This is a genomic window from Alistipes sp. 56_sp_Nov_56_25, assembly GCF_001915285.1.
Lineage (GTDB): Bacteria > Bacteroidota > Bacteroidia > Bacteroidales > Rikenellaceae > Alistipes > Alistipes shahii.
This window is the reverse complement of record NZ_MNQF01000066.1, coordinates 46,554-63,636: the sequence shown is the minus strand read 5'-3', so window position 1 is coordinate 63,636 and position 17,083 is coordinate 46,554. Positions and strand designations below refer to the sequence as shown.

At 55.3% G+C, this 17,083-nt stretch carries 7 protein-coding genes; 3 read left to right on the top strand and 4 right to left on the bottom strand.

All coding sequences use genetic code 11. The features are described 5' to 3' along the window. Positions 1-12: 12 nt before the first annotated feature. The 4 genes from BHV64_RS12685 to BHV64_RS12670 all read right to left on the bottom strand — a co-directional run bounded on the left by BHV64_RS12685 (position 13) and on the right by BHV64_RS12670 (position 10,699). Positions 13-2,301 carry a glycoside hydrolase family 3 protein gene (locus tag BHV64_RS12685; RefSeq protein WP_039940910.1) on the bottom strand — a complete coding sequence of 763 codons (2,289 nt, stop codon included), beginning with the start codon at positions 2,299-2,301 and terminating at the stop codon, positions 13-15. Between the two features lie 34 nt (positions 2,302-2,335). Further along, complete coding sequence (locus tag BHV64_RS12680) at positions 2,336-4,666, bottom strand: beta-glucosidase family protein (RefSeq protein WP_015546730.1); 2,331 nt, start codon at positions 4,664-4,666, stop codon at positions 2,336-2,338. A 10-nt stretch (positions 4,667-4,676) separates the two neighbouring features. Beyond that, complete coding sequence (locus tag BHV64_RS12675) at positions 4,677-6,530, bottom strand: beta-N-acetylhexosaminidase (RefSeq protein WP_009599147.1); 1,854 nt, start codon at positions 6,528-6,530, stop codon at positions 4,677-4,679. A gap of 131 nt (positions 6,531-6,661) precedes the next feature. Further along, complete coding sequence (locus BHV64_RS12670) at positions 6,662-10,699, bottom strand: hybrid sensor histidine kinase/response regulator transcription factor (protein ID WP_254886328.1); 4,038 nt, start codon at positions 10,697-10,699, stop codon at positions 6,662-6,664. A 413-nt stretch (positions 10,700-11,112) separates the two neighbouring features. Here BHV64_RS12670 and BHV64_RS12665 point away from each other — a divergent pair, with 413 nt between their 5' ends. The 3 genes from BHV64_RS12665 to BHV64_RS12655 are packed head-to-tail and all read left to right on the top strand — an operon-like array spanning position 11,113 to position 17,039. Next, positions 11,113-13,347, top strand: coding sequence for a glycoside hydrolase family 3 protein (locus BHV64_RS12665; RefSeq protein ID WP_288116155.1), 2,235 nt, complete (start codon positions 11,113-11,115; stop codon positions 13,345-13,347). A gap of 12 nt (positions 13,348-13,359) precedes the next feature. Next, on the top strand, positions 13,360-15,297 hold the full coding sequence (locus tag BHV64_RS12660; protein WP_217726870.1) for a beta-L-arabinofuranosidase domain-containing protein: 1,938 nt from the start codon (positions 13,360-13,362) through the stop codon (positions 15,295-15,297). A gap of 20 nt (positions 15,298-15,317) precedes the next feature. Next, entirely contained in the window at positions 15,318-17,039 is a 1,722-nt protein-coding gene (locus BHV64_RS12655) for a DUF4091 domain-containing protein (protein WP_129650809.1), read from the top strand. Positions 17,040-17,083: the final 44 nt, after the last annotated feature.

Sequence of the window (17,083 nt, the reverse complement as noted above, 5' to 3'; positions counted from 1 at the left end):
TTTAGAACGGTTTCAGGGAATGTTAGGGGTGTCCCACACCCGGGTTTCCACGCATCGGACGAACAGGGTCTCCGTACCCATACGGATCCGGAAATCGCCCTTTTCGAGCCGCCAGCGACCGTCATAACCGACAAACGCCAGATCGGATGCCGGTATCGAAAGCGTCACCGTACGGGTTTCGCCCGGTTCAAGGGAGATCTTCTCGAAATTGCGCAGCCGGATCACGTCAGGCGTCAGGCTTGCCACCAAATCGCTCGACCAGAGCAATACGGCCTCCTTGCCCGCGCAGTCGCCTGTATTGGAGATATCGACCGTGAACGAAAGCGTATCTCCGGCCCGAAATTCCGTAAGGTTAGCCCGCAGATTTCCGTATTCGAATGTAGTGTAACTCAATCCGTGGCAGAAAGGCCATTGCACGTCCATCACGGCATCGTAGTTGTATTCGCCCTCCATCGTACCCCTTTTCTGACAGGGTTTGTAGTCATAGGTGGCCAACGCATCGGGCCAGCGCGGATAGGTAAAGGGAAGCCGGGCGCTGAAGTTCGCATCCCCGGCAAGCAGATTGGCCAGTGCGTCACCCCCGTAATTGCCGGGCAGCAGGATATCGACGACAGCCTGCGCCAACGGCTCTATATCGCCGATCAGACGCGGCCGTCCCTCGTTCAACACCAATACGAGGGGTTTCCCCGTAGACGCCAGTTCGCGGACCAGTTTTTTCTGGTTTTGCGACAAGTTCAGATCATTCATGTTGCCCGGAGTTTCACAATAGGAGTTCTCGCCGATGCAGACGACAATCACGTCTGCATCGGCCGCTGCCGAGACTGCTTCGCCGATTCCCCGCACACGCTCCACCTGCCAATTCTCCGAGGGGGTGCCGTATTCTACGCCTGGAATCCAGGTAACATGATCGAATTTACGCGCCAAGGCCTCGTAAATCGTATTGTAACGATCTGCAAACTCATCGCAACGCTCACCCTGCCAGGTGTAAGACCAGCCGCCGTTGAGACAGCGCATGGAATTGGCATTGGGGCCGGTGAGCAGGATACGCGCCGACTTCGGGAGCGGTAGCAGACCTCCGTCGTTTTTGAGCAGCACCTCCGACTCTTCAGCAGCTTGCAAAGCCACGGCGGCGAATTCATCACTCGCGAAACGATCGAACTTCGAAGTGTCCGGGAACGGCTCTTCGAACAGCCCGATGCGCATTTTCAACCGCAAAATCCGACGAACGGCATCATCGATGCGTCTTTCGGAAACCAGCCCTTCCTCGACCAGTTCACGGAGATAGACGCAGAAATCCCGGTCCAAAGGGACCATGGCCATATCGATCCCGGCATTTATAGCGATCCGAACCGCATCCTTGCGGCTCTCGGCGATATGATCCCGCTCATATAGATTGTAAATATCATTCCAATCCGTAACGATCACCCCGTCCCAGTTCAGTTCTTCCTTCAACCACCCCGTGAGCAACTCGCGGTTGGCATGAAAGGGCATACCGTCGTTGTTGGACGAGTTGACCATCAACGACAGCGCCCCGGCCCGGATACATTCGAGAAAGGGGGCAAAATATTTTTCGCGCAGGGCGTTGCGCGTAACGGACGAAGGCGTTCGGTCCTTGCCCGACACGGGGACGCCGTAGGCCATGAAATGCTTCAAACAAGCAGCCACCCGATACATCCCGATCCGATTGGGATCATCGCCCTGCAAACCGCGCACGGAAGCCGCCGCCAACCGGGAATTGACACAAACATCCTCTCCGTAACTCTCCCACATCCTCGACCATCGGGGATCGCGTCCCAAATCCATCACCGGCGCAAAATTCCACGGAATGGCACAGGCACGGGTTTCATAAGCCGAAATCTCCGACGAACGGCGCATCAGTTCACAGTTCAGCGCGGCACCCATGTTGATCCCCTGCGGAAAAAAGGTTGCACCGCGGGTGTAGGAAGCACCGTGCATTTGATCGACACCGTAAATGCAGGGAATCCCCAGGCAGTCGAGCGAACGACGCTGAATCCTACCGATAATCTGCGTCCATGCCTCCCGGGACTGCGCCTCATCGAACGGTACGTTGAGAATCGACCCGACTTTGTAATGTCCGATGACCGTATCGAGCAGCTCATCGCTGATGAACGGATGCCCGGAATCATTCATATCGGTCACCATGCTGACGGTCAACTGACACATTTGGCCGATTTTCTCTTCAAGCGTCAGGCGGCCGAGTATCTTTTCAATCCGGGTTTCGATCTTCGCATCGGGCCGGATAGCGGGCGGCACTGCTGCAAACAGCGCATTGCAGCCCATACAAATCAACAAACAAGCTATTATTTTCATTGCATCAGAATTTGAGTCGTCGCAGGGGCTCCTGCGGTTTCAGTACGTCATGCACCTTGCGCTCGGAAGCTTTGGCGACAAAAGGCAGCCGCTGGACAATGTCGTCGGCAGAACGCCCCAGTTCGGCCATATAGCGCCCCGAATCGACGACAAACGCCGAAATACGCTCGTCGAACGAGGCCAGATCGGCAGCCGCGAAACGAAGGGTCAGCGCCTGCGACTCCCCGGGCTGCAATTCCCGGCTTTTGGCAAAAGCCCTCAATTCGCGCACGGGCTTCGGCAGCGCCCCTTGCGGGGCTGCAACATAAAGTTCAACGACCTCCCGTCCGGCGCGCGAACCTGTATTGGTTACACGGAGCGTTACCGCATAATCCGTCCCGGAACGCCTGACGGCCGCATCCGTCCACTCGAAGGTCGTATACCCCAAACCATAGCCGAAAGGATAGGACACCGCCTCCGGAGCATGGGTCGAGAAATAGCGGTAACCCACCCAGATATCCTCCTCGTAACAAGTGAATCCCAGGTTTCGCAGGTGCCGTTCCGGGGCGTCGTCGGCCCAATCGCCGCAGCGCCCCCGATAGTCGAGCGGAAAATTCTTCGATGACGGATGATCCGAATAATCCGCCGGAAAAGTCATCGGCAGCCTTCCCGAAGGCGATACGCGGCCGCTCAAAACATCAGCCATGGCATTCCCGGCTTCCAAACCTCCCTGCCAGGCCAACAAGATAGCGTCGGGAAGTTCCTTCCACGACATGGTTTCGATCACGCCGCCGATATTGAGCACCACGACCACCTTCTTACCCGCGGCATGAAACGCCGAGCAGACCGATTCGAGCAGTTCCCGTTCGGCTTCCGTCAGGTAGAAATCCGATGTAGGACGATCGTTGTATTCACCCGAATTGCGGCCTAAGGCAACGATGGCCGCATCGCTGTCCGCCGCACGCGAAGCGATGAATTCCGGCGTCAGCGTCGTTTCGGGGACAAACCACTTTTCGCCCAAATAACGCAGGGCGTTCTGCTCCGCGAGCAGTGCCTCACCGAAAGACATGTATTTTGCATAGAGATCTGCCGTACGGGTGTTAAGCCGGAATCCGGCGTTGCACAAACCTTCGTCCAAATCGACCGTATAGGCTTTGTTGACGTGTCCGGCGCCCGTACCTCCGGCAATGCAGTCATAGGCATTGACTCCGAACACCGAGAGATTACATCCTGCGGCAAGTGGTAAAGCAGCGCCTTCGTTGCGGAGCAAAACCATGCCTTCCGCTGCCACCTGACGCGATACGGCAGCATGTGCTTCCAAGTCGGGAGTCTCCGACACGGCTTGTTTCCGGAAACGGGGCGTCCGCAGAATATATTCGAGTACACGGGTCACACACCGGTCAACATCCGCCTCGGCGAGTCTCCCGCTGCGCACCGCTTCTACAATCTCTCTCGCCTGAGCCGGTTCTCCCGGCATCATCAGGTCGTTGCCGGCATGTACTTGTGCCACGGTGTTACGTTTTCCGATCCAGTCCGACACGACAAGACCTTCGTAGCCCCATTCGTCGTGCAGAACAGTGGTCAGCAACTCGCGGCTCTCCTGCGTATAAGGTCCGTTGATACGATTGTAGGACGACATGACCGTCCACGGACGCCCCTCCTTGACGGCGATCTCGAATCCTCGCAGATAAATCTCACGCAACGCACGTTGCGACACCCGGGCGTCATTCTGTAAGCGCATCGACTCTTGGTTGTTGGCCGCAAAGTGCTTGACCGAAGTCCCTACGCCTTGCGACTGAATGCCCCGCACCATCGCCGCGCCGCATTTGCCGCTCAGCAACGGGTCCTCGGAATAATATTCGAAATTGCGGCCGCAGAGCGGATGGCGGTGGATGTTCATACCCGGACCGAGAATCACGTCGCAGCCATATTCGAGCACCTCGTTACCCATCGCTGCGCCACAGCGTTCAATAGCCGCCTCGTCCCAGGTCGAGGCGAGCATCGTGCCGATCGGAAAAGCCGTACAGAAATAAGTCCGTGCATCTCCTGCACGTTCCGGATCGATACGAAGGCCCGCAGGACCGTCGGCCATCACCGTTGTCGGAATGCCGTAGGATTCCAAAGAGCGGGTAGTTCCGGCCGAACCGGGAACTGTTTTCAACGTGCGGCCCGTTACAGCGCCCTCGCCAGCGTAACCCTCCATTGAGGTTCCCACCAGCAGGCCGGCCTTCTCCTCAAGGCTCATAGCCGCAACGATCTTCCGGACCGGAGCCTCGCCCAACCGGGGCTTTGCAGACGGAACCGCCACGACCAGCGTCACGGGAAACAAAAACAGTGCGATCAGTAGTTTTTTCATAAAGTATCGATTAACGGTCTGTCGAGGCGTATACCTCGGGAGTATTCAGATAAGTATAGTAATTATCGACATTGCGGCGGGCATCGACATAGAGTTCCGTCATGGTCCCCTCCATCCTGCCTGCGACAAAGAGCGCCGCCCGGACGGTTGTCCCCGCTTTCACGACAAAAGGCCCGTCGTAAAGGTCTGATCCGGGAACCGGGGCCGTACCGTCCAAAGTATAGCGTACTTCGGCGGGATATTTCTCCGTGTCGAGCGTCACCCGGGCCTTTTTGCCTTCGGAAAGCATCTGAGCCGTAATCACAACGTCGTCGCTCAATGGAAAAGCATTGATTCCCCGCGCATGCAGCAACGATACATGAACATTGATACGACGACGGAAATCATTCCACTCACATCGCTCCCGGGGAGTCCAGGCAAGTTCGGAAACAGCCAGCAAACGCGGGAAAATCATGTATTCCAAATGTTTTTCCGTTTCTATAAACTCGGTCCATGTGCAACCCTGTACCCCGATGACGTGCTCTTTGCCGCCGTCATAGATATATTCGACCGAATCCGGCGAAACGAATTCACCGCGAATTATCGATTCATTGTCGGCCGCCTTTGCAGGGGTATCGGGGACGGGATGAAAACCGTACATCTTCCGAATCGGCGAGAAACCGCCCATCGCGCGCGGCTGTGTATGAGGATCGGCCTGATACCAGTCGAAATAGAGGATCTCGCCCGGCGACATGACCACATCGTAACCGCGGTTGGCCGCCTCGATGCCTCCTCGCTGCCCCCTGTAGGAAATTACCGTAGAGGTGGATCGCAGGTTGTTCTTCAGGATTTCATCCCATCCGATCATCGTGCGTCCGTGTTCCGCCAGAAACTTTTCGGCGTGTTCGACCAGATAGCATTGCACCTGGTCCACTCCGCCCAACTCCCTGGCCAGATGCCGGCATCTGGGACAGCTCTTCCAAGCTGTCCGGTCGGCCTCGTCGCCGCCGATATGGATGTATTTCGAGGGGAACAACTCCAGAACCTCGGTCAGGACCTCGTCCATAAATTTCAACGACAGCGGATTGCCGACGCAAAACTCGCCGGAAGTATAGGCCCGGCCCGAGCAGCAGAGCTCCGGATAAGCTGCGAAAACCTCGTCGGAGTGCCCCGGGAACTCAATTTCCGGAATCACCTCGATGAAGCGTTCGGCAGCATAGGCAACGATTCTGCGAATTTCCTCTTTCGTATAGTAACCGCCATAGGCCCCCGGTGTGTCCTCGGGTACATAATGCCTGTCGCCGTAACTCCACCATTCGAGCCAGTCGGACTCCGTACGGAATGCTCCCAGCCGGGTCAGCAGCGGATAAGCGTCGATCCTGATGCGCCAGCCGCCGTTATCCGCCAGATGGAAATGAAATTTGTTAAGCTTGTACCGTGCCATTTCATCGAGGAGCCGGAATATCGTTTCAACGGGGAAAAAGTGCCGCGAAACATCGAGATGAATACCCCGATAACCGAAACAGGGATTATCGATGATTTCCACGCAGGGAATCCCCTGTGCGGTCGCCAACAGGCACAGCGTCTGCCGGCCGTAGAACAGTCCCGCGGAATCCAGGGCCGTAAGGTCAATGCCCCGGCGAGTCACTTTCAGCCGGTAACCCTCCGGACGAATCTCCGGAGCCGAAGGATCGATTCGGCAGGCAACGTACCCATCGCCTGCACGCTCCACGAATCGGGCGCTGTCCGTTTCAAAGTAACCTCCCGTAAAGGTTGCCTCCTGCGGCATCGGCACCAGAATCATTTCGCCGACAGATCTCCGGCAGGCAGTGCCGAAGAACGAAAGAGCGACAATGGAGATTGCAAAAATGAGTTTCATAATCATATCCTATGGATTGAGCCGATTCCATCCACTCTGCCGGGACAAAATCTACCGGGTACGAAAATACTCCTGACATGGATCATGCAGGTCGAATTTTTACCGAAAAACGGTTGTAGGCCCGCTTCTGCGGACAATCAAGCGATTTTATCGCCTTTTTCGTTCAGTCTGTCGATAAATTCCTTGGGAGAGAATCCGAATTTCTTTCTGAAGCACGTACTGAAATATTTCGGGTCGTTGAATCCGGAAGCATAGGCCAGATCGGCAATACGCATCTTCTTCTGCTCTTCGAGCAAATGATAGGCAGCACGCAGTCGCACGTCAATGATGAATGCAGCCGGAGTCAACCCGGTGAGCGATTTGAGTTTTTCGGTAAGAATCGTACGCGACATATTCATTTCACGGGTAAAATCGGCCTGTGCAAATTCGCAATCGTCGATATGCGCATTGACGCACGCCATAGCCTGACGCATGAACTTTTCGTCCATCGAAGTATACTCCAGTTTCTCCACCTCAAAAATCGGCTGGTTGCGGAAATGCAGGCCCCGAATCTCCAATTTTCGGAGTTGATTGACAATCTGAGCGTAGAGCAACTGCAGGTTGAAGGGCTTGGTGACATAGCCGTCCGCCCCCGAATTGTACCCTTCAATCCGGCTTTCGTCGGCATTTTTGGCCGTAAGCAGGATAACCGGAATATGACAGTATTCGAAGGTCTGCTTGATCCGTCGGCACAATTCGATACCGTCCATGCCGGGCATCATGATATCCGAAACGACCAGATCGACCGGCTGTCGGGACAATATACGAAGCGCTTCTTCTCCGTCGGATGCCGTTTCAATTCGGAAATAGGGCGCCAAAAGATTGGAGATCAACAAGAGCAGTTCTTCGTTGTCATCGACGACCAACAGCGTATGGTCAGTGCGTGTGCGGGAGGGGGTATCGGTCATCGCCGCATCGGGCTGCACCGGAACGAATTCTCCGGCCCCTTCGTAAATTTTTTCCGCGGCATCGTCTCCGGTATCATCGTCGATCTCCTCTTCGGTATAAGCATCTCGACCTATGGGTAGCGTGATTCGGAAACAGTTGCCGTCCTGCTCGTCGCTCGACACCCGGATTGAACCTCGGTGGAGGTCGGTGAGATCCTTGACCAACGATAGACCGATACCGGTTCCAATCGTATGGTGTTTCCGGTAATTGCCGTCGTAAAACCGGCGAAAAAGTCCGTCGATAGTCTGCTGGGTCATCAGTTCGCCGCTGTTGGCGACCGAAATGCAGACCGAACAGTCGTCTCCGGTTTCGATCCGGATGATAATTTCACCCTTGTCGGGCGTGTATTTTGCCGCATTGGACAGCAGGTTGTAGACGATCTTATCGAGTTTGTCGGGATCGAACCAGCCGTCGACCTGTTCCGACGAAGCACGGAAATAGACCTTGAGCTGCTTTCGGGCCACAAGCGGGGCAAAAGCTTCCACACACCGGCGAACGAATCCGACGACATCGCCATGCGAAACACGGATTTTCAGATTCCCGCTCTCGACTTTCCGGAATTCGAGTATCTGCTGAATCAGTCGCATCAGCCGCGTCGCATTGGCCGACATGACACCGTAAAGAGTCTGATTGTCCCCTGTGCCGTTGTTCAGGTTCTGGAGCGAAGTAAGAATAATCGTCAGCGGAGTCATCAGTTCGTGAGTGACGTTGGTGAAAAACTGCAATTTGGCATGATTCAGTTCTTCGGTTTTTTGTCGCTCCAACTTCGAAATCTGCACCTCCTGACGCAGCCGGAGCCGGTAGCGCAGGAACCGCACGACCCCATAGGCGAGCACCAGCAGCAGCACGGAATAGATCGTCCAGGCCCACCACGAAAGCCACGGGGCGGGGAGTATCCGCACTGTGAGCGTCCGCTCGTTGCTGCTCCACACGCCGTTTTCCCCGGCAGCCTGCAGACGGAATGTGTAGGTTCCCGGTGAAAGATTGCTGTATGAGGCGAAACGGTGGTGCGAATCGGCCGTAACATACTCCTTATCAAATCCGTCGAGCCGGTATCTAAAAATATGATCGCGCGGATTGGCATAGGAGAGCATCGAGAATTCGATGAAGAAGTTGTTCCGGTCGTGCGTAAGCGTCACGGCATCCGTGTAATCGATATCCCGGAGAGAGATGCGCGATCGTTCCCGTGCGGGAATGGTCCGTAACGAACGATTGTGCACCTTGAAGTCTGTGAGCACGATCGGCAGTCTCGTCTGGTGGGGCTGCGTGCGATTGCCGGTGAATATCATCAGCCCATTCGATCCTCCGAAAGCAATGCGTCCGTAATCGACCTGCGCCGAAGCGTTTCGGTTGAAGAAGAACGACTGCATGTCGGCCGATATAATATAGGTATTGATATGCTCGGGATTGCCCAGGCTGTCCGGCGAAAAGGAAAAGACCGAATTATTCGTGGTAATCCACATCCGGCCGTTTTCATCCCGGGCAATATTGCCGATACCTTTGTTTTCCAGATTCGGGAAAGCCGACACGGCCTTAAAGCTCCCTTCCGAAGGAATACGGACCGCAAGTCCGTCCGCAAAAGTTCCGGCCCAGATACACCCCGTATCGTCGGCCTGCAGGCAATAGACATGATCGGAAATCATGCCGTTGTCGCGTGTATACTGCCTCCAGGTTCCGTCTGCCGTACGGATATGCAGAATGCCCTGACCGTTGGAAGCGATCCAGACATCGCCTGCTTTGTCGCAACAGATGTCGAACACATAAGTCTGATCGAATGGCGTAGCGTATCCGAGCCATTCAGCAGCGGTGTGGAAACGCCCGTCTGTCGATTCGACGTAAATACCTAACCGGGAGCCTATCCACAGATTGCCGTGCGTATCCTCACACAGAGCAATCACGCAGTCGTCCAGAAAGTTCGGCTGGTTGAAATGATTGATCTGCCGAACCTTGTGCTGCGTTTCGTTATACACCCAAATACCGGCGTTTTGCGTTCCGAAATACAGTTCCCCGGTAGTCGAGCGGCGGATGATCGTATTGACGGTCGAAGTGTAAGGAAGCGACTTCAAATCGGGATGCTCGTGGTAATCGACGATTTTACCGCTTCGAATGTTGTATTTTATAAGGCCGAAATCAAGCAGCCCGAACCAGAAGTCGCCGTTTCCGGCGTAATACATACTTCGAACAGAACTCGTGTTGTAACGGGTTCTGATCGGTTCCAGCCGATCGGACTCGAATTTGGTTCCGCTGGTCTGGACCTTGCAGACGCCGCCACCCAACAAACCGATCCACATCAGTCCGTCACGGGTTCGAAGGATCGAATTCACCTCGTTATAGGGCAGGTCTCCCACGTTGTCGCCGGGAAAGAAATTCTGGAACGAATCGGGATTGTCGATGTCGTGGAGGATGCTCAACCCGCTGCGACCACCGATCCAGATGGTATTCTGCTCGGGATTTTCCTCAATATCGTAAATAATATCGTCGAGCAGCGAGTGCGTTCTGCCCGGCACGTGTTTATAATGCACGTAACGGGTCGGTCCCGGGGCCAGAGGATTAACCAGCCGCACCACTCCGGCGCCCCACGTACCCACCCAGATATTACCCGCGACATCACGTGCCAAAACATGTGCTTTACGCAGCACGGCATCGTCGCAAGCATAGGCGCGATCCTCACGGATATCATAACGCAACAAACCCTGATCGAAAGCGGCGATCCACAGGTTCAGTTTGTCATCCTTGATGATGGAGGTGACCGCCTTGACGGGACGACCCGCCGAATTGGAGATCGGGACGGGATGAAAATTACGGTCGAGCGCATTTTTGCGGAAAAGGCCCTTGTCGCCGCCGATCCAGATGCCGTTGCCCGTATCGCACAGAATGACTGCGATGTTGCAATCCGCCAACTCTGGATATTCGTCGGCCACGATGTTTCCCGAAACCTTGTCGAGCCGAAAAAGGCCGTGCTCGGTTCCGATCCACAGGTTCTTGTCGTGGTCCTCGGCAACGACATTGACGAACGTGTTGAACAACCCGTTCGAAACATCACGCATACCGTAGGTGATGGCTCCGTATCCATCGTAGCGGGCCAATCCGTTATAAGTTGGAATCCAGATATATCCATCGGAATCCTGATAAAGTTTGCGCACTTCGTTCGACGGCAGAATGTCGGAAGGTAACGGGGTGAAACGCACCTGAGGAAAAGACTCGGCAGCAACGATCTGTATCTCGGAAAGGACAAATCCGATGCAGACTATGAAAAAACGGGATATAAGAAAGCGACGATGCATAACGGGTATTTTCGGAAACTAAAGTATACATTTTTTTCGGGAAACACAACTGCATCCCGCCGAATTGTACGATCATTTGGCCGAAAGAGAACGGCGCAATACGGCTCAAAACGTCCGGACAACTGCAATTTCGCCTTTATTTCAATAAGGTATCCGTATACGGGAAAGAATCTTTCCGGAAAATATTCAACCCCGCGGCCGATAAAAATTCATTCTTTTGTAACTGCTTTCCCAAGTCCCCTAAAGAACGAACCGACCCTGATAACGATATGACAACAAAAACAGATCTTGTACGTCGAATAGTATCTTTGGCGTTTATGTTGCCGATACTCTGTGCCTGCGGCCGAAAATGGACGGTCGAGCCGCATGACACCTACTGTCTGATTCGGCAAGACGGAGGACAGACTCTGGGCTATTTCCCCGGATCCGGCGTCCGTATCTTATATTCCGACGGATACGCTTTCAAAGACCTGAACCGAAACGGGATTCTCGACTGCTACGAAGATTGGCGGTACACCCCGGAAGAACGGGCGGAAGACCTTGCAAAGCGACTCTCCGTCGAAGAGATTGCCGGATTGATGTTATACAGTTCCCATCAGGCCGTCCCGACGGATTCGGTAGGTTACTGGTCCTCGACCTACAACGGGACCTCACTCCGGGAAAGCGGACTTCCCCACTCGGCTGTTTCGGACAAACAGCGGAAGTTCCTCCGGGACGACAATCTCCGGGCCGTGCTCGTCGTCCGGGTTGAAAGTCCCCGCATTGCAGCCGAATGGAACAACAACATGCAGGCCTTCGTCGAAGGCCTCGGACAAGGCATTCCGGTCAATATCAGTTCCGATCCCCGGAATGAAACCCGAGCCTGGGCCGAATACAACGCAGGGTCAGGAGGAAAGATTTCGTTGTGGCCCAGTCCGCTCGGGCTGGCCGCTACGTTCGACCCCGAACTGGTCGAAAAGTTCGGACGGATCGCATCCGCCGAATACCGCGCCTTGGGTATCGCCACAGCGCTGTCGCCGCAGATCGATCTGGCGACCGAACCCCGGTGGAACCGGTTCTACGGTACCTTCGGCGAAGACCCCGATCTGGACACCGATATGGCGCGGGCCTATATCGACGGATTCCAGACCTCCGTCGGAGCTGCCGAGATTGCGGACGGCTGGGGGTATGAAAGCGTCAATGCCATGGTCAAACATTGGCCGGGCGGCGGCCCGGAAGAAGGCGGACGGGATGCCCATTTCAGCTTCGGGAAATACACTGTTTACCCCGGCGGAAATTTCGAGCAACACATCCGGCCCTTTGTGGAAGGAGCTTTCCGCCTCAACGGCAAGACACGAAAGGCCGCAGCCGTCATGCCCTATTATACGGTTTCCCACGGGGTGGACCCCTCGGGAAAAAAGGTCGGCAACGGTTTTAGCAAATATATCGTCACCGATCTGCTGCGGAACAGATACGGATACAACGGCGTCGTCTGCACGGATTGGGGCATCACGCACGACTATTCCAGCATCGAGGAGGCTGACGGCAAATGCTGGGGAGTGGAGGCATTGAGCATCCCGCAGCGGCATTACGAAGCGCTCAAAGCCGGAGTAGACCAGTTCGGCGGCAACAACGACAAAGGTCCCGTGCTGGAAGCCTACCGAATGTGGACCGCCGAATTCGGCGAAAAATCTGCCCGGGAGCGGTTCGAACGTTCCGCCATAAGGTTGCTGCTCAATATTTTTCGGACCGGTCTGTTCGAAAATCCCTATGTAGACCCGGACCGGACGGAAGCGACGGTCGGGAATCCGGAATTTATGCAAGCCGGTTACGAAGCGCAGCTCCGGTCGGTCGTCCTGCTGAAAAACCGGGCGGGAACCCTGCCCGCATCGACCCGCCGGAGCGTATATCTGCCCGAATGCGGACAATCCCGCCTACCTGTAGACACCTCTTTGGTCAAACAATATTACGAATTGGCAGAAAGCCCCGAAAATGCCGACTTCGCGATCGTTTTTATCGACGAACCCGACGGAGGCTGCGGATACGATGCGGCCGATCGGGAAAAGGGCGGCAACGGTTATGTCCCGATCAGCCTGCAATACGGCGACTACACGGCCCGCCACGCACGCCCCGAGAGTATTGCCGGCGGGGACCCGAAAGAACCGTCCATCGACCGGAGTTACCGCGGGAAAACCGTCCGGAGTTCCAACCGGGAAGAGTTGAAACGGGTACTCGGAACGAAACGGCAGATGGGAGACAAGCCCGTCGTGGCTGTCGTTTCCACGACCAGACCGTTCGTTCCGGCCGAATTCGAACCTTCGGCCGATGCCATACTGCTTGCTTTCGGGGTACAGCGTCAGGCCGTGCTGGATATTATCTCCGGCCGGCGGGAACCGTCGGCACTTCTGCCGATGCAATTGCCCGCAGACATGAAAACCGTGGAACAGCAGCATGAAGACGTTCCGAAAGATATGGTTTGTTATACGGACTCGGAAGGAAATACATATGATTTCGCTTTCGGGCTCGACTGGAAAGGTGTCATCCGGGATGCAAGAGTCGAAAAATACAAATAGTCAAGAAATCGCATGAAGAAGCTGTTTTCAATTATTGCACTTTGCCTCGTCGGTACCGCGACGAACGCCCAGGCCCCTTATGCCCAGTTTCAGGGCGGCATGATCGGCTGCATAGAGCCGCAGGGCTGGATCGAGGAATTCCTCCACCGCCAACAAACGGGACTTACGGGACATCCCGAGGCGATGTCCTATCCGTACGACTCCTGCCTTTGGGCGGGTGAGATCGGACGTAACACCGAAACCTACGGAAGCGACTGGTGGCGCTACGAGCAGACAGCCTATTACACCGACGGTCTGCTCCGCCTGGGTTACCTGCTCGGTGATCGGGAGATGATCGCCAAAGCCGAGGAGGGGATTCGCTACACGCTGGCCAACGCATCGTCCACAGGTGTTTTGGGCAACAAAGCGATTGAGTCGATGTGGCCCATGTGTGTCTACTTCCGGGTGCTGCAAGCCTATTACGAGCGCACGGGCGATCCGGCGATCCCCGCAGCCTTGGAAAGGCACTACATGAACTTTACGCAGGAGCAGGTCGAGAAATGGCGCAACATCGTCAGCATCGAGGGAATGTTGTGGACTTATGGCAAAACCGGCAATGCGAAGTTGCTGGATATTTGCGAAAGAGCCTACAATGGCGGAAAATTCGGGGACCTGACGCCCGCAGTCGCGGCCGGCGACGAACGGTTCGTCATGCATGGCGTCACCTGCATGGAAGAACTGAAACTCCCGATGCTGCTCTATGCTTATACGGGCAAACGATATTACCTGGACCTTGCACTCAACGCCGAACGCAAACTCACCCGCGACCACATGCTCCCCGACGGCGTTCCGGCCAGTGCAGAAGCGCTCGTCGGAAACGGGAACGTTATCAACAGTCACGAAACCTGCGACATTTCCGACTACACCTGGACGCTGGAGCAATTTCTCCTGACCACGGGCGAAGTCCGGTGGGCTGACAAAATAGAAAAAGCGGTCTTCAATGCCGGACCGGGAGCCGTTACCAAGGATTTCCGATCGTTGCAGTATTTTTCGTCCGTCAATCAGGTAATCGCAACGGGGCGTTCAAATCACAACGAATTCTTTCACGGTTCGACCTGGATGGCCTTCCGGCCGACGCATGAAACGGAGTGCTGCGCCGGAAACGTTCATCGTTTCATGCCCAATTACGTCGCACATATGTGGATACGCGGAAAAGACGGCTCTATTGCCGCCGCGCTCTACGGACCTTCGGCCGCAACATTCAAACTGCCGAACGGCCAACAATGCCGTATCGTACAGCAAACCTCATACCCGTTCGACGGAGAGATCGAGTTCTCCTTCGGTCTGAAAAACAGGACGAATATTTCGTTTCTGCTGCGCATTCCCACATGGTGCAGGGATGCCAAAATATATGTTAACGGCAAACTGTGGCGAGACGCATGTCCTGCCGGCACGTTCGTGACTCTCCGGCGCAAATTCAGGAACGGCGACCGGATTCGGTTGTGTCTCGGCATGCAACCCGCCATGAACACCGTTCCCGGACAGGGAATCTATGTGCAGCGCGGACCTTTGCTCTTCTCCTATCCTGTTCCTCAACGGAAAACAGCCGACCGGACGGTCTATGCGAATATGAACGGCAAAGTTCCCGGCAACCCCGAATTCGAATGCTGGAACATCGAGCCAGCCGGATCCTGGAACTATGCCCTTTGCTCCGATCCGGTCATACCCCTGAAGGTCGTTCGGACAAAATCCGCAGCCACAGGAAGCTATCCGTTCGATCCGAAACATACGCCCGTGAAAATCTCGGTTCCCGTCAAACAGATCGACTGGGAATTGGAAAAAGGACGCTACACGCCGCGTCTTCCGACCAAAGGGATAGCCTGCGCCGTATCCGACTGTATCGAATACCTCGAACTGATTCCCTACGGATGCACGGAACTCCGGCTTACTGTGTTCCCGCAATGCAATTAAGAATTCAAACCGAACCCGAAATGAACATTTTCCCGCTCCGACTTCTCGTCAACCGGACGATCCGAACCCTTTGTCCTGCACTCCTGCTGCTACCGATAGCCTGTAATGAAAGCGGACTCACGATCCGCGTCATCGATCCTTTGACCAATGTTCTTCCCGGAATCGTTTGCCCTCCTGCCGGGGACGATACCGTCCGCGTGGCCCGCGGCGAGAACGCCGTTCTGCAATTCGTTATCTCCGCAGACGACTCCGTCGCGGCAATGAATCCTGTCCTCCGGAGTCTCAAAACAAAGCAGGGAGCTTCGCTCGACAAAGCCGTTCTGGGCTGGGTCCGGAACGTACAGGCTTCCCACGCCTACGTGCCGGCGGCCCCCGACGCCCTGCAATCACCGTCCGGAGAATATCCCGATCCCATTCTGACCGACACCACCGTATCTATCGCCGCAGGCGGGACCGCTTCTCTCTGGTTGGACATTCCGATTCCGGCCGATGCCGAAGCGGGGCTTTACGAAGGATCGGTACGCATTTCCGGGCTAAAGAACGGAAAACGGATCGTTGCCGACCGACAATTCACCATACAAGTTTATCCGGTCACGCTTCCCAAGCAGTCGTTATTGGTTACCAACTGGTATTTCCCCGATAAATTCTCTTTTATGAACGACAACGAATACGTGGAGGACGATTCACCGGCCTATTGGGAATGTATGCGGCAGCTCGTCGAAACCGCCTCGGCCTATGGTCAGAACGTCTGGTTGCTCTACGAAACGGGAACGCCGGTTCCGACAGCCGATGGCAAAGGACTGACGTTCGATTTCTCACGGATGGACAAAACGATCGAATTCCTGCTCCGACATGCCGACGTACGGCTGATCGAGGCCAACCATTTCGCCAAGCGATCCCACAACGGATGGACCGATCCTTTCTGGGCCAACGTACCGGTCCCCGACGGCGAGGGCTCCTATGTTTACCAGCGTCTGCCTTATGACGACCCGCGCGTGCAACAATACATCGCAGCGTATTTCCCGGCTCTGCAGGAACACTTGCGTTCCAAAACGATCAATGACGGAAGCGGCCGCAGCTGGCTTGACATCTACACACAACACATTGCCGACGAACCGCTCGACGAAAATAAGACCTCCTGGGAAGGATTGGCCCACCAGGTAAAACAGGCTGCCCCCGATATCCGAATCATCGAAGCTTACCGCTCTTCGTCCTACGACCCGGCGCTGATCGACATTCTGGTGCCGCAACTCGACGAATTCGCTTGGGAAATCTATCGGACAATGCCTGCCGGACATAGTTGCTGGTTTTACACTTGCATGTATCCCCGGGGGAATTTCGCAAACCGTTACGTAACACTGCCGCTCATTAAGACACGCCTGCTGCATTGGATAAACTACAAATACGGCTCTCCGGGATACCTTCACTGGGGCTTCAATGCATGGGGAGCGAACGGCGATCCTTTCGGGGATGTTTCCGCCCCCGCCAATGACTGGCCCGGCGGTGACTCGCATATCGTCTACCCCGGTTACCGGAAACTCTATCCTTCGATCCGGCTGACTGCCATGCGTGACGGCATTCGCGACTACGACCTACTGAAAATGGTTGAGGCCCGGGATTCAATCCGTGCGCAGGCTTTCGTCAATGCAATCATATTCGATTTCGACCGGTACGACACGTCAGTGTCCAGATTCCGGCAGATTCGCCGGGAAATATTGGATTTTTTGGAAGACATGCATTAATCGGAATATTCAAGCAGTCAATCTCTGATTCAGTTCAGCAGATA

What these genes read in the sequence shown, in the direction of transcription:
- BHV64_RS12675 (WP_009599147.1), bottom strand. Translation starts at nt 6,530, where the DNA reads ATGATTATGAAACTCATTTTTGCAATCTCCATTGTCGCTCTTTCGTTC.
- BHV64_RS12685 (WP_039940910.1), bottom strand. Translation starts at nt 2,301, where the DNA reads ATGGGCTGCAATGCGCTGTTTGCAGCAGTGCCGCCCGCTATCCGGCCC.
- BHV64_RS12665 (WP_288116155.1), top strand. Translation starts at nt 11,113, where the DNA reads ATGTTGCCGATACTCTGTGCCTGCGGCCGAAAATGGACGGTCGAGCCG.
- BHV64_RS12680 (WP_015546730.1), bottom strand. Translation starts at nt 4,666, where the DNA reads ATGAAAAAACTACTGATCGCACTGTTTTTGTTTCCCGTGACGCTGGTC.
- BHV64_RS12655 (WP_129650809.1), top strand. Translation starts at nt 15,318, where the DNA reads ATGAACATTTTCCCGCTCCGACTTCTCGTCAACCGGACGATCCGAACC.
- BHV64_RS12660 (WP_217726870.1), top strand. Translation starts at nt 13,360, where the DNA reads ATGAAGAAGCTGTTTTCAATTATTGCACTTTGCCTCGTCGGTACCGCG.